This is a genomic window from Chromatiaceae bacterium (genome assembly GCA_024235395.1).
Classification (GTDB): domain Bacteria; phylum Pseudomonadota; class Gammaproteobacteria; order Chromatiales; family Chromatiaceae; genus Thiosocius.
Window position 1 is genome coordinate 354,164 of the sequence record JACKMK010000003.1, and the last position, 14,259, is coordinate 368,422.

A 14,259-nucleotide genomic window follows, 5' to 3' on the forward strand; every position below is an offset into this window, starting at 1 on the left:
CTGGCCGTTTCTGGTTCGGTCCTGCGCGACGACGGGGCATTCACGATTCGCATCTCGCCGCAGTCAGCAATCGGAGAGCCCGAGCGCCTGCCGGTACCCCCGGGTCGCTGCCTCGACCGTGTAGTCGGCGACCGCGTCGCGCAGCGAAGCCGCGGGCAGGGGTGCGTCCAGCGTGGCCAGGATCGCGGCACCGAGTGCGGCAGCGTCGCCGACCGCAACCAGCGGACCGAAACGGCCATCCTGCAGTAGCTCCCGCGGGCCCGAGGGGCAGTCGGTCGCGACCGCCGGGACGCCGAGCGCGAGCGCCTCGGTCAACACGTTCGGCGAGCCCTCCCAGGCCGACGACAACACGAACAGGGTCGCGCGCGCCATCCAGGCATAGGGATTGGCGGCGAAACCGGGCAGCGCGATGTCCCCGGCGACACCGAGTTGTTCGGCCAATGCCTGCAGCGGCCCCCGCAGCCGCCCCTCGCCGAGGATCACCAGGCGGGCGGGGCGCTCGGCACGGACGCGCGCGAACGCGCGCACCAGGGTCGCGAAGTCCTTCTGCTCGGTCAGTCGGCCGGCGCCGAGAATCACCGGGACCTCGGACCCGGCCAGCCAGGCGTGCGGGCAGGGCGCGGCGGCCAACTCGGCAAGGTGCGGCGTCACCACCGGGTTGCGCACCACGCCGATCCGCGCGGGCGGCAGACCGGTGATGCGCCGGGTGTCTTCGGCGACCCCGGCAGAGACCGCGACGATCCGGTCGACACCACAGTACAGGAGTCTCATCGGCGCGGTGCGCAGCCAACGCGCCAGCGCCGACCGCCCCTCCAGCGCGGCCGACAGATTGGTACCCAGGCGTCCGGCGAGGGATCCGTGCCAACCCGACAGGCGGCGCGCGACCACTGCCGCACGGATCGCGCGGTCCTTCGCCGCGAGCAGCGCGTCGGGGCGCTGCGCGCGCAGATAACGGGCTACCGGCCAGACCGCGAGCGCACTGTGGCGCACACCGAGGTCGATCAGGCGGACACCGTCCGGCAGCGGGCCGAGGTGGGCGCTGTCGGCGCGGATCGCCAGCAGATCGACGCGCAGACCGCGTGCGGCCAGTCCCTCGACCAGATTCAACACCATGCGTTCGACCCCGCCGGCGCCGGAGAACGAGATCAATACCGCGAGACGGCAGGGCTCACTGCGCATCGTCGTCTCCGCGTTCGAAGCCGAGCGCGGCGAGGTAGGCGCTTGCGCTGCGCTCGACCCGGTACGGCTGGGCCGCCGCGATCAGCGCATCGCGCGCCGGCGGCGCATCCAACGTGCGTGCAAGCGCGGTGGCCAGCGCCGTTGCATCGCCGACCGGCACCAGTTCACCGAGCCGGCCTGCGTCGAGCAGTTCGCGCGGTCCGCTCGGACAATCGGTCGCGACGACCGGGGTCCCGAGCGCCAGCGCCTCGATCAGCACCACCGGCATCCCCTCCCAGCGCGAACTGAGCGCGAACACCGAAGCGGCGGCCATGTAGGGGTAGGGGTTCGCAACGAATCCGGGTAGCTCGACGTGCTCGGCGGTACCCAGCGATGCCGCCAGCTGCTGCAGCTCCGCGCGGCGCCGGCCCTCGCCGAGGATCACCAGGCGGCAGGGACGGCGCCGAACCAGCTGCGCATGCGCGCGCACCAGGGTCGCGAAGTCCTTGCGCTCGGACAGCTCACCGACGCCGAGGACCACCGGTATCGCCGGGTCGTGGAACCAGGGATGCGCCAAGGGCGCCGCGGCGCGCCCGGCCATATCCGGGCCGAGGATCGGGCTCGGCACGACCCGGATCCGTTCGCGCGCTAGTCCGGCATGTCGGGCGAGGTCGTCGGCCGCGCCATGCGACGGCACCAGGACCGCATCGGCGTACCGGTACAGGGTACGCATCGACCAAGTCTGCAGCAGGCGCTCGACCGGGCCGCGACTGGCCAGGTTGACCGACACCGTGGTGCCGAGGCGCACGCCGAGCCGGGTGCGCCGGCCATCGTGCCGCCCGGCGAACGCGCGGGCGATGATCACCGCGCGGTTGACCCGGTCCTTGTCGCTGAGCATCGCCTGCGGACGGGTCTTGCGCAGGTAGCGCACCAGCGCCGGCAGCGCGCTGTTGACGTGCCGCGCACCGAGCGCGACATGGCGCACGCCCTGCGGCAGGGGTTCCGGCCAATAGGGGCCATGGCCGGCGATGCCGAGCACGTCGACGCGCAGGCCCTGCGCGGCGATCGCCGGTACCAGGTTGCGCAACACCCGGTCGACGCCGCTGTGCCCCGAGGTCGCCGCGAACACCGCGAGGTCGGTCATGCCGCGCGGTCCGCGAGCAAGGCGTCGAACAGCGCGTGATAGCGCGCCGCGCAGGTCTCGACGGTGTACTCAGCGACCGCGGCGATGCGCCGTGCGCGATCGCCGGGATCATCGAGCGTTCGCCGTATCGCCGCACCCATCGCATCGACGTCGTCGACCGCGACCAGCGGCGCGACCTCGCCCCCGGCGAGGATCTCGCGCGGCCCCGAGGGGCAGTCGGTCGCGACCACCGGGGTGCCGAGTGCGAGCGCCTCGGTCAAGGCGTTCGGCGACCCCTCCCAACGCGAGGCCAGCACGAACAGCGCCGCGCGCGCGACGATCCGGTAGGGCCGCGGGTCGAATCCGGGCAACGCCAGGTCGTCGGCCACGCCGAGTTCGTCGGCGAGCTGTAGCAGCGACTCGCGCAGGTGGCCGTCACCGAGGATCATCAGCCGGCACGGTCGCTGCGCATGCACCTGCGCGAAGGCCCGGACCAGGCTGTCGAAACCCTTCTGCCGGCGCAGCCCGCCGACACCGACGATCACCGGCGGCGCACCCGGGACGAACCAGGGATGCTCGAACGGCTCGGCGGCCTGCGCCGCCAGATCCGGGGTCACCACCGGGTTGCGGATCAGATGCATGCGTTGCGCCGGCAGCCCGGCGATCGCCGCGATGTCGTCGACCACCCCGGCGGAATTGCCGACCACGGCGACCGCCTGCCGGTAGACGCCGCGGATCAGGCGGTAGGCACGCCAGCGCTTGTAGGGACCGCGCCGCGCGAGGCGCTCGGAGACCGTGGTCCCGGGACGCATCACCAGCTGGAAATCGACCCCCGACAGCCGGCGCGCACGCAGCACGTTGCGGGCCGCGCGATCCTTGCCGCACAACACGAAGTCCGGGCGCGCGGCGCGCAGATAGCGGATCGTCGGCGGCAACACCGCGAAGGTACCGCCGGCACCCAGTTCCACCAGGTTGACCCGATCAGGCAGGCGGTCGAGATACGGGGCTGCGCGGCTGCGGGTGACGAAATCGACCTGCAGGTCGCGCCGGGCGAGCCCCGCGGCGAGGTTGACCAACATACGCTCGACACCGCCATCACCGAAGGAGGGTAGATAGATCGCCAGGCGCAACAGCCAGCCTCCCGTCAAAGGGCGGCCAGTATAACAAAGCGGCGATGCGCACCCTTGCGGCGCGGTGCTCTGTGATAGGGTTCCGGCCACACGCCGAGCGCGGCCGCGCACGATCGGCGGGTCATTCACGGATCAACACCTTGGCGAGAATCTGCCTGTTCGGCCTGATCAGCAAACACCCGGGACGCAACCGCGGCGGCGCCGGCATCAGCCTGGCGCGCCTGGCGACCCACTTCGCCGCCCGGGGTCATGCGGTGGTTATCGTGATGCGCCGTCCCGCGGACGGGCGCCTGCCGTTCGCCGATCTGCCGGCGTCGGTGGAATACCGCTTCACCGGGCACGGCGGCCGCCTCGGGATCTTCGCCGAGCTGCTCGGCGTCGTCCGCCGCACCCGGCCCGACGCACTGCTCGCGTTCGACACCCGCGCGAACCAGATCGCCTCCTGGCTGCGCTGGATCCCCGGACCGGGTCCCGCGATCTGGCTGAGCCTGCGCAATGCACTCAACGATCGGCAGCGCGCGACGCTGCGCCGTGCGGCCGCGCGCAGCGACGGGGTGATCGCGATCTCGCACGGCCTGGCCCGACAGTTCGTCGCGCTGACCGGTCATGATCCGTCCAGGGTCCACGTGATCCACAACCCGGCGGTCCCCCCGGAGCTCGCGCAGCGTGCCGCCGAACCGCTCGAACACCCCTGGATCGGTAGCGACCGACCGCCGCTGATCGTCGCCGCCGGCCGGCTGACCGCGCAGAAGGACTACCCGACCCTGCTGCGCGCCTTCGCCGGCCTTCGCGCCCAACGCCCGTGCCGCCTGATGATCCTCGGCGAAGGCGAACTGCAGGGCGCGCTGCAGCAACTCGTCGACGAGCTCGGCATCACCGCGGACGTCGCGTTCCTCGGGTTCCAGAGCAACCCGTGGCGGTACATGCGGCACGCCGCGGTGTTTGTGCTGTCGTCGGCCTGGGAGGGATTCGGCAACGTGCTGGCCGAGGCGCTGAGCCTCGGTGTACCCGTGGTGTCGACCGACTGCCCGCACGGTCCGCGCGAGATCCTGCAGGATGGCCGCCTCGGCGCACTGGTGCCGGTTGGCGATGCCGAGGCGCTGGGCGTGGCGATCGCGGCAACCCTGGATCACCCCCCGGACCGTGCGAGCCTGATCGCCGGGGCGCGGCCCTTCGCGCAGGCAGCGGCCGGTGACCGCTACCTGCAGCTATTGCTTTCGGGGGCTCCCGCCGCATGACGCGCGACCACGCCTCCGTCGGCAACCCCGAGGCCGACCGGCGGACCCGCATCTGGGACGGTGTCGGCGTGTTTGCGCTGCTGTATTTCGCGCTGTTCGCGTTCCATGACGTCGCCCGCGCGAACCAGGGACTGCTGTTGATGGCACTGATCGCGGTGCTGCGCTACCCGCGCGAACTGTGGGCGCTGCGCGGCGAACGCATGCTGCGGCTGACCCTGCTGTTCCTGGTCTATCTGGTCGTACGCGCCTGGCTCGCGACCCGTGCGTTTCCGGAACAGGCGGCGCAGATCGTCGATGCCGCGAACAACTGGGCGATCACCGGCTTTCTCGGACTGGTCGTGACCGCCTTCTGGCTGACCCGCACCCGAGTGCGCGTCGAGTGGTTGCTCGGCCTGGCACTGGCCGGTTTCATCGGCCGCATCCTGACGCGGCTCGACTGGAGCCGGATCGGTGCGCAACTCCAGGGCTTCGTCGAAGGCCCGACGCGTGCGACCTTCGGCTACTCGGCGGTCAACCTCGGCATCTGGTCGGCGATCGCGCTGCTCGGCCTGCTGGTGTGCTGGCGATCTTTTCTGCGCCGACGCCGCCAGCCGGCGGCGCGCGTCGCCACTGCGGCACTGTGGCTCGCCTGTATCGGGGTCTGCGGGGCGGCCCTGGTGTTCTCGCAGGCGCGCTCGGCGTGGATCACCGCACTCCTGGTGTTGCCGCTGTTCGCCCTGTTCACGCTGCACCGGGCGACGCGTTCGCCGCGCCACTTTGTCGCCGGCGCGCTCGTGCTGGTGATCGGCGGTGCGTTCGCACTCGCACAGGTCGCCGAGCTCGACCTGATCGAACAGCGCGTCGCGTACGAGCGGCAGACCATCGAGCAGGTGCTGAGCGGCGACTTCGACGCGCTGCCGGCCGATTCGGTCGGCCTGCGTCTGGCGATGTACCGCGCGTTCTGGGACGACTGGCGCGAACGGCCCTGGTTCGGCTGGGGTCCGGGACTGATGGAGCGGGCACTCGACCGGGCCGGGGTCAACGCGATGACCGAAGAGCGCTTCACACACTTCCACAGCAGCTACTTCGACGTGCTGTTCCAGTTTGGCATCGTCGGCGCACTGCTGGTCGGCGGCATGTTCTGGCTGATCGTGCAGCGCACGCTGCAGAGTCGCGCGTCCGGGCAACTGTCGCCCGAGGTCACGCAGTGCATCCTCGGCGGCCTGCTGATCTTCCTGATCGCGGCGCTGGTCAACGAGCCGCTGCAGAGTTCGAACGGCGGATACCTGGTGGTGCTGTTCGGCGCGATCGCGCACCGGGCGCACTATCGGTCGCTGCTCGCGCGACCGGCCGTCGACTGAGGCCTATTGCCTGCGGATGGTCTCGATCAGCGACGAGGTCGAGCAGCCGTCGACATAGCCGAGCACGACGACCTCGCCACCGGCCTCGCGCACACAGTCGCCACCGGCGATCTGCTCGGGCCGATAGTCGCCGCCCTTGACCAGCACATCCGGCTGCGTGCGGCAGATCAGGCGCTGCGGGGTGTCCTCGGAAAACGCCACGACCCAGTCCACCGATCGCAGGCCGGCGAGGACCGCCATGCGACCGGCGAGCGGGTTGACCGGCCGACCGGCGCCCTTCAGGCGGGCCACCGAGGCATCGTCATTGACCGCGACGATCAGGCGATCCCCCAGTTCGGCGGCCTGCTCGAGATACCCGACATGCCCCGGGTGCAGCAGGTCGAAACAGCCGTTGGTCATCACCACGCGTTCGCCGCGCTGCCGGGCCTCGCTCACCAGGCGCATCAGGGTCTCCTCATCGACAGCGCCGCGTTGCTGCAGGTGCTCCGGACGTAATGCCTGGTCGAGTTCGTCGCGGCTGACCGTCGCGGTACCGAGCTTGCCGACCACGACCCCGGCCGCGAGATTCGCGAGCACCGCCGCCTGGTCGACCGGCAGACCGGCGGCGAGCGCCGCGGCGAGCACCGCGACGACGGTATCGCCGGCGCCGGTCACATCGAACACCTCGCGCGCGCGCGCCGCGAGGTCGAGCGGCTCGTGTTGCCTTCGCAACAGCGTCATGCCGCGTTCGCTGCGCGTCAGCAGCAGGCCCTCGATGCCGGTCTCGGCCAGCAGCTGCTGACCGCGATCGACGATCTCGTGTTCGCTGCGGCAGGTGCCGACCGCCGTCTGAAACTCGCTCATGTTCGGCGTGACCAGGGTCGCGCCGCGGTAGGCGTGGAAGTCGCGGCGCTTCGGGTCGACGATCACCGGCCTGCCGGCCCGGCGTGCCGCGCCGATAAAGGGCACAGGGTCGCGCAGCGTGCCCTTGCCATAGTCGGACAGCACCACGCAGCCGCACGCCTCCAGCGCCGCGCCGAAGGGTTCGAGCAGGCGCTCGGGATCCTGCACCGCGAGGTCTTCTTCGAAATCGAGACGAATCAATTGTTGATGGCGGCTGACAATGCGCAGCTTGGTGATCGTCGGCTGGGCATCGCTCGCCAGCAAGGTGTTGCGACAGCCGCCGGCGCGCAACAGCGACTGCAGGCTCGCGGCGGCCTCGTCGTTGCCCACGAGGCCCAGCAGTTCGACGACCCCGCCGAGGGCCGCGATGTTCATTGCGACGTTGCCGGCGCCCCCGGCACGCTCCTCGCGACGCTGCACGTGCACGACCGGGACCGGGGCCTCCGGCGAGATGCGCCCGGTGTCGCCGTACCAGTAACGGTCCAGCATCACGTCTCCGATCACCAGGACGTGCGCGGCGGCGAAGTCGGGGAGCTGCAGACTCATGCGTCGCGGATCGGCGTCAGGATCACCGCCTCACCCTTGGGTTTGTCTTTCATCGACAGTTTCCAGAAGAACCCGGCCAGGTTGTCACCATAGGAGATCGCCTTGCGCGGCAGCGCCAGCGCATCGAACGCCGGGGTCGCGGCGCCGCGCTGGCAACTGACCGCGGTTGCGTATCCCGCCTCGCGTACCATCTGCACGGTCGCCGCGTTGTGGCTGCCGTAGGGGTAACAGAAATGCCGCACGTCCTCGTCCAGCAGCGCCTCGAGTTGTGCTCGGCTCTCGACGATATCCGTGTTCGCGGTCGCCGGATCGACCTCGGCCAGTTTGAGATGGCGCGCCCCGTGCGAGCCGAAATCGATCCCGGCCCGACGCAAGGTGCGGACCCGCTCGGCCGACATCAGCGGTGGCGTGTCGCGCCCGTCGGCGGCAAACCACTCGCTGGGCTGGCCTATCCGCTCGCTGATCAGGTAGACCATCGCCGGGAAGCCATAGCGGCGCAGCACCGGGTAGGCGTACTCGTAGAAATTCTCGTAGCCGTCGTCAAAGGTCAGCGCGACCGCACGCGGCGGGATCGGCCGCTCGCCGCGCAACGCGGCGAGCACCTCGTCCATGCGCAGCACATGGAAGCGCAGCGCGTGCAGCCAGGCCATCTGTGCCCGAAAGCGTTTGACGTGGCAGTAGGTCGAGCGGTGCGACGACATCGGCGCGAATTCGCCGACCTGGTGATACATCAGGATCGAGATACCCTTGTTCAAACCGGACCGGCCGTCGTCAGCTGTTGATACAGTGCGTCGTATTGTGACATGACCGCCGCCTCGCTGAAATTTCGCGCCAGGCTGTCACTGCCGCCATCCACCAGCTGCCGCTGCAGAGCCGGATCGGCGATCACGGTACGCAATGCCTCTGCGAGCGCGGGCGGATCGTCGCACGGCACACACCAGGCGTCTGTGCCATGGCTCGTGATCTCGCGCGCACCACGAAACAGCGTCGTGACCAGGGGTTTGCGATGCGCCCAGGCCTCGAGCACGACGTTGCCCAGCGTCTCGGCGTCGCGCGACGGGAACACCACCAGGTCGGCCAGGGCGTACCAGGGCGCGGTATCCGTCTGCCAGCCGGCCCAGACGATACGCTGCGCGATCCCGCTGTCACGCGCCTGGCGGTGCAGATCGTCCGCCAGCGGGCCGTCCCCGAGCATCACCAGGCGCAATCGCCGTCCGCCCAGCGTGTCCGGCAGCCGGGCAAGGGCCTCGAGCAGATAACGCTGCCCCTTGACCGTGACGAAGCGTCCGGCGGTCAGCAGCAGCAGGTCATCCGGTTCGACGGCGAGGCGCTCGCGCAATGCGTGCAGTTCACCCGCATCGACCGCGCGTACCGGCTCGGCGAAGTTATAGATGTGAAAGACGCGCGCCGCGGGGAAGCCGGCACCGACCAGGTAGTCGCACAGGCCACGGGTGTTACCGATCCAGGCATGCGCGTGCCGGTAACCATCCAGCTTGTAGTAGCCACCGAGGCGCGCGACGTGCACGATGCCGCGGCGCGGGTCCAGGTGGGTCAGCCGGGTCGCACGCCCCATGTAGGTCTGCACCAGTGCCGGGCGCTCGCGGGCGATCAGGCGGCTGACCTCCCAGCGCGACAGCGGGTCCCAGACTGTGCGCAGCGGCAATGCCGCGTGGCGCACGCCGGCGAGCGCCTCGCCATCAAGTTCGCTGCCACGGCGCACCACCGCCACCGGCTCATCGCCACGCGCCTGCAGGGTGCGCACGAAGCGCAGGAACCAGCGCTCGGCGCCGGCGATCTGCTTGCTGCCGACGATCTGCAGGGTCTTCATGCGGCGACTCCGAGTACCCGTCGATAGACCGCGAGGTTACCGGCGACCATCACCGGCACTGCGAAGCGCTCGTCGACCAGTGCGCGCCCGGCCTCTCCCATCCTGCGACGCAGATCGGCATCGCCGAGCAGGCGGTCGATCGCCGCGGTCAGCGCGGCGACGTCGCCGGGGTCGATCAGCAGGCCGTTGCGTCCATCGACGACGACCTCCGGCATGCCCCCGGCACGCGACGCGATGATCGGCACGCCGGCCGCCGCGGCCTGCAGCAGCGACACGCCGAGACCCTCCATCTCGGCCGGGTGGACCAGCAGGTCGAGACAGCCGAGCCAGCGTTCGAGGTCGGTGCGAAACCCGGCCAGCCGCACACGGTCGGCGAGTCCCTGCGCCCTGACCGCAGCGCGCATCCGTTCGAGCAGCGGGCCCTGGCCGAACAGCACGACCTGCAGCCCGGGATGCCGCGCGATCACCGGGGGCAAGGCATCGAGCAGGTGCTGGTGACCCTTGCGCGGGATGAACTGCGCGACCATGCCCGCGACCGGCGCATCCGGCGACAACTCGAACTCACGCGCGAACGCCTCGCGGTCACACCCCTGCCGCCAGGGTGCCGGGTCGATCGCGCTGTGCACGCAGGTCACCCGATGCGGTGCCAGTCCCTCGCCGAGCAACACATCGCGGATGCCGTCGGAGATCGTCACCACGTGCGCGTACAGGCGATATTTGAGCGCCACCGCGAGGCGGGACTCGGGATTGTCGACCCGACGCGACAGTACGCTCGGCACGCCGGCGAGGCGCGCCGCGATGCCACCGAGCAGGTCCGCGCCGCGTCGACTGTGCAGATGGACCAGGTCCGGCCGGCGCGCGCCGATCAGTCGTCGCAGGCGGCCGATCAGGCCGAGGTCCAGGTCGCCGCGCATCGGCTGCTCGACGACCTCGGCGAACGGCGCCGCGCGGGCCGCGATCTCGCTGCCGTTCGTACACACCAGAATGTTGTCGACCCCCCGGGCCTGCAGGCCCTCGAGCAGGTACAACACCTGGCGTGCACCGCCGTACAGGTGCCTGCCCGCCTCGACGTGCAGGATCTTCATACCACCGCGTCCTGCGTATCGCCCAACAACCGCTGCGCGGTCTGCAGCACCTCGTCCGGGGTGATCTCGCGCAGGCAGGTGAAGGCACCGTCGCAGGTCGGGTTGCGCCGGCAGGGCGAGCAGGGCAGTGCATGGTAGAGGACCCGGGTGCGCGGCGAACCACTGCGCAGGTAGGGCCGGGTCGAGCCGAACAGGCACAGCGTCGGGCGGTCGAACGCTATGCCCATGTGGGTCAGGCCGGTATCGACGCCGACCAGCAGGGCGCAGTCACGGATCAATGCGGCGGCGGTCTGCAGCTCGGTCTTGCCGACCAGGTCGACCGTATCAGCCGCGGTGGCGATCTCGCGCGCCGCGGCGACGTCACCCGGTCCGCCGAGCATCACGACCTGCATGCCCAACTCGTCGCGCAGGCGCGGGATCAGCACCTGCCAGTGGTCGACGAACCAATGTTTCTGCGGGCGCGTCGTGAAGGGGCAGATCACCGCATAGGGCCGATCCGGCGGCAGGGCCTCGCGGCGCAGCGCAGCGGCCGCGGCGGCCGCTTCGGCGCCGATCCCGATCTGCATCCTGAAATCGTCGACCGGCAGCCGAAGGTGCTCGGCGAGGTAGCGGTACTCGGAACCGATCATCGCCGCCTCGCCGCCGCGCGGCAGCACCTCGGTCATCAGCCACTGGCTGCCCTCGCGCGACCCTAGGCCGACGCGCCTTGCGGCACCCGAGATCCAAGTCGGCAGGCCACTCTTCAGCAGTCCCTGGAGATCGAGCGCGAGCGCGAAATGCTGTCGGCGCAGGCGCTGCCGGAAGGCCTTCATCTCGCGCCACAGCGCGGCCCATTGCCGTCGCCTCCACAGGTCGCGCCACTGGGCACGTGGCCAGACAATGACCTCATCGAGCTCGGGATGGTCGCGCAGCAGTGCCGCGGACTCGGGCTGCACCAGCCAGGCGATATGCGCGCCCGGATAACGGCGGCGCAACGCATGCACCAGCGGCGACGCCATCACGATGTCGCCGATCGCGCTCAGGCGGACGATCAGGATCGCCGGTTCAGAAGACATGCGGTGTTTCGTTGGACGCCGGGCGGTCACAGGTCGTTCCAGCGCCGGGCAGGCCGGGATTCGGGCGCGATCGGTGCACGAAGGTTTCACCCCTGGGCTGGCCGTGCCAGCGTATCGATGGACGAGAGGCAAGGGTCGACCGAACGCCCTGCACGAGTCAATGCCGTGCAGCGTAGCGGCGTGGTCCAGGCATCCCGGCGGAGGCCGTTCTATGCGTTCGTTGCCGCTGTGAATAAGTCACATGGGGGGTGCGTCCTGGTTCAATGGGGGTTTTGCGGGCGGCCCCTAAGATTCTCTCCAACAGGCCGGCACTGACACCGACCTGAACTAACCAACCATCTGTTACCAGGAGAGAGACCATGTTCAAGAAAACCACCTTCGCCGCCGCTTTCGCCACCCTGTTCATCGCCGCTGGCGCCGCTCACTCGGCTTCCAACGTGATCGGCAGCGTGCAGACCGACGCCCGCATCAACAGCGCCAGCCAGACCCAGTCCGGCCTGCTCAACAAGCAGGAGGCCAACTTCGCCTCGGTCAGCGATTCCAACGTCATCGGCTCGGTCGAGACCCACGCCCGCATCAACCGCGCTGACCAGCGTCAGTCCGGCCTGCTCAACAAGCAGGAGCTCAACGCCGGCTCGGTCAAGGATTCCAACGTCATCGGCTCGGTCGAGACCCACAGCACCATCAACCGTGTCTCGCAGCGTCAGAGCGGCCTGCTCAACAAGCAGGAGTTCAACGCCGGCTCGGTCAAGGGCTCGAACGTGATCGGCTCGGTCGAGACGCATGCACGCGTCAACTCGGCTACCCAGACCCAGAGCGGCCTGCTCAACAAGCAGAAGGCCAACATCGCTTCGGTCGAGGGTTCCAACGTGATCGGCTCGGTCAACGCACACGCCACCGTCAACCGCATGAGCCAGTCGCAGTCCGGCCTGCTCAACAGCCAGAAACTCAGCGCCGGTTCGGTCGACTGATCCAAAAACAAAGAAAGCTGTGCTTGGGCCGCGGTCGCTCCCGTCCGCGGCCCTCTTTTTTGTCTGCCACCGATCCGGATGCCGGACAGCGTTACCAGAGCATGACCGCGGCCTCGCCGCTCGCCTGCGCGTAGTACAGCCGGATACGCAGGATATAGGACTTGCCCTTCATCAGGCGCTGCTCGATCTTCGCGTTGTAGTCGGTACCGCTGTCGTCATCCGCCTGCAGGTACTTGGGGTCGGCACTCCCGTCATCCTCGAACAGCACCATCAGGGTGTCGGCCTCACCGAAGGTCTGCATCGTGTACTTGCGCGTCGCATCGGGTTTGATCAGCAGATTGACCTGTTCGCCGGGCTGCAGGCTGATCACCTGCGACTGAAATGGCAGCAGGTCGATGTAGTCCCTCTTCGCCAGAGGCGGGTAGAAATGCTTGACCCAGGCCTGGTCCTTGGCCGACAGCCCGCCCGAAGGATGGATGCCGTTGGCATCGTAGGGTGGGGGACCATCGATCAACGGCGCGTCGAATTCGTAATGCATGATCGAGTCACCGTCCCACACCGAGCCCTCGACCTCGCTCTCGGCGACCGCATCGAGGATGTTGCGATCGATCTTGGCGTGGCTCCAGCTGTTTGGAGGGCCGCTGAAATACTGGTACACCGCCGGCCGGTTCCACTGGATACCGGAGAACGGATTCTGGTGTTCGTGTTTCGCGCCGAGGGCATGGCCGATCTCGTGCAACGCGGTGTCCTTGCCATGCGCGGTGGTCAGCGACCAGCCGAAGTTCATCGTGCGGTCGGCACGCGGGATCCGGTCGATTGGGTAGGTACCGAGGTACGACCATGAACCGTCGTTCTGATCGAATCCGATCCGGATATGCGCCTCATCGAGATCGCCGACCTCTTTGAACTCGAGTCCGATGCCGAGGTCCTTCCACGCCTGGAACGCCTTGCGCACCTCGCGTTTGTCCGCGGTATTGCCCGTCCAATGCTCGGGCGAGCCGTGCTTGCCGTGCTCGAAGAAACAATAGTGGATCACGGTGCCATTGACCCACATGTCGCTGACACGCAGCACGAAAGCGGCGCGCCGCGGGTCGACGTCCGCGGGCAGGACGCGCGGCGCCATCTCGGGCATGTCGCAGAATTTGCTGCCGGCCTTTTCCTTGCGGTAACTGCTTGCGGGCGCCGTCGGTGTAGCGCGCCTGGTCTTCTTTCTGGTCGCCATGCTTTCCTCCGTTATCTGAACCGATGATGGAAGGGGCAGTGCAAGGCACTGCGGCCCGCGCCGAAGCGACCACCTCCGCCGTCCCCTGGCGCGACGCTGAAAAAGAACCGAACCACCGTTGCGGCGATGTTCGCTGCCTACTGGCAAGAGTCTAATTCATGGCACGGCGACGGCAAGGCATCCGGACGTCGGCGCGCCGTGCAACCGGGAGCGTGAATATTCCACATTGCCGACAATCATTCCTACCGGGTTCCGCAGGCGGGCGCCCCCTAGTATCGATTGCAGGCCCGTTGCATCGCAGGGCTTCGCAACAGAAAGACGACAAGGCACAGATACGAGGGGAGCGACACCATGACACTGAAAGACCTGATCCTGTTGATCCTGATCCTCGCGGCGATCGCCGCGAACCTGTTGCTGCAGCCGGCGGCAGCGGCCGACGGCAGCAGCTGGGAACTGAAACAGCTGCACCACCCGTCGACGTCACTGCTGCGTGCCGAGGATGCCGGGCGGGTAACCATCTACGACGGCCTGATGGTCAGCGAGGTCGATCGGGCCATGGACCAGCAGTTCGATCGCATCGATTCGATGATGTTCGTACGCACCAAGCGGCCGGTGGAGAGCGGTGGTTTCATCGCCGACTCGGACTGCGACTGAGGGATGGGTAGGACATCCCGGCCGCAG

At 69.0% G+C, this 14,259-nt stretch carries 13 protein-coding genes; 4 read left to right on the plus strand and 9 right to left on the minus strand.

Translation table 11 applies throughout. The annotated features are described in order from the left end of the window. Positions 1 to 63 precede the first annotated feature (63 nt). From H6955_15015 to H6955_15025, 3 genes are read right to left on the minus strand one after another with little or no spacing between them, the layout of a single operon-like run. The gene (locus H6955_15015) at positions 64 to 1,179 is read right to left on the minus strand and encodes a glycosyltransferase (GenBank protein ID MCP5314866.1); all 1,116 of its coding nucleotides are present in this window, start codon (positions 1,177 to 1,179) and stop codon (positions 64 to 66) included. Then, positions 1,169 to 2,302 carry a glycosyltransferase gene (locus H6955_15020; protein MCP5314867.1) on the minus strand — a complete coding sequence of 378 codons (1,134 nt, stop codon included), beginning with the start codon at positions 2,300 to 2,302 and terminating at the stop codon, positions 1,169 to 1,171. The genes H6955_15015 and H6955_15020 overlap by 11 nt, the downstream gene beginning before the upstream one ends. Further along, positions 2,299 to 3,360: a glycosyltransferase gene (locus H6955_15025; protein ID MCP5314868.1), complete on the minus strand. Its 1,062-nt coding sequence runs from the start codon at positions 3,358 to 3,360 to the stop codon at positions 2,299 to 2,301. The genes H6955_15020 and H6955_15025 overlap by 4 nt, the downstream gene beginning before the upstream one ends. A 317-nt stretch (positions 3,361 to 3,677) precedes the next feature. Between H6955_15025 and H6955_15030 the strand changes: the two genes are divergently transcribed. Beyond that, on the plus strand, positions 3,678 to 4,649 hold the full coding sequence (locus H6955_15030) for a glycosyltransferase (protein MCP5314869.1): 972 nt from the start codon (positions 3,678 to 3,680) through the stop codon (positions 4,647 to 4,649). Next, entirely contained in the window at positions 4,646 to 5,989 is a 1,344-nt protein-coding gene (locus H6955_15035; GenBank protein MCP5314870.1) for an O-antigen ligase family protein, read from the plus strand. Before H6955_15030 ends, H6955_15035 begins: the two co-directional genes overlap by 4 nt. Positions 5,990 to 5,992: 3 nt before the next feature. Here the strand turns inward: H6955_15035 and hldE are convergent, their stop codons facing one another. The 5 genes from hldE to H6955_15060 are packed head-to-tail and all read right to left on the minus strand — an operon-like array spanning position 5,993 to position 11,385. Continuing rightward, entirely contained in the window at positions 5,993 to 7,417 is a 1,425-nt protein-coding gene (gene hldE / locus H6955_15040) for a bifunctional D-glycero-beta-D-manno-heptose-7-phosphate kinase/D-glycero-beta-D-manno-heptose 1-phosphate adenylyltransferase HldE (GenBank protein MCP5314871.1), read from the minus strand. After that, positions 7,414 to 8,148 (minus strand): polysaccharide deacetylase family protein, encoded by a 735-nt coding sequence (locus H6955_15045; protein ID MCP5314872.1) that lies wholly within the window; start codon positions 8,146 to 8,148, stop codon positions 7,414 to 7,416. Before H6955_15045 ends, hldE begins: the two co-directional genes overlap by 4 nt. Before the next feature lie 20 nt (positions 8,149 to 8,168). After that, entirely contained in the window at positions 8,169 to 9,245 is a 1,077-nt protein-coding gene (locus H6955_15050) for a glycosyltransferase (GenBank protein MCP5314873.1), read from the minus strand. Continuing rightward, entirely contained in the window at positions 9,242 to 10,330 is a 1,089-nt protein-coding gene (locus tag H6955_15055; protein MCP5314874.1) for a glycosyltransferase family 4 protein, read from the minus strand. The genes H6955_15050 and H6955_15055 overlap by 4 nt, the downstream gene beginning before the upstream one ends. After that, positions 10,327 to 11,385 (minus strand): glycosyltransferase family 9 protein, encoded by a 1,059-nt coding sequence (locus H6955_15060; protein ID MCP5314875.1) that lies wholly within the window; start codon positions 11,383 to 11,385, stop codon positions 10,327 to 10,329. Before H6955_15060 ends, H6955_15055 begins: the two co-directional genes overlap by 4 nt. 359 nt (positions 11,386 to 11,744) lie before the next feature. Here H6955_15060 and H6955_15065 point away from each other — a divergent pair, with 359 nt between their 5' ends. Next, the gene (locus H6955_15065) at positions 11,745 to 12,356 is read left to right on the plus strand and encodes a hypothetical protein (protein ID MCP5314876.1); all 612 of its coding nucleotides are present in this window, start codon (positions 11,745 to 11,747) and stop codon (positions 12,354 to 12,356) included. Between the two features lie 91 nt (positions 12,357 to 12,447). On the opposite strand, the gene H6955_15070 is transcribed toward H6955_15065, so the two are convergent. Beyond that, positions 12,448 to 13,578 (minus strand): hypothetical protein, encoded by a 1,131-nt coding sequence (locus H6955_15070; protein ID MCP5314877.1) that lies wholly within the window; start codon positions 13,576 to 13,578, stop codon positions 12,448 to 12,450. Positions 13,579 to 13,929: 351 nt separating this feature from the next. Here H6955_15070 and H6955_15075 point away from each other — a divergent pair, with 351 nt between their 5' ends. Continuing rightward, positions 13,930 to 14,232: a hypothetical protein gene (locus H6955_15075; protein MCP5314878.1), complete on the plus strand. Its 303-nt coding sequence runs from the start codon at positions 13,930 to 13,932 to the stop codon at positions 14,230 to 14,232. Positions 14,233 to 14,259 lie beyond the last annotated feature (27 nt).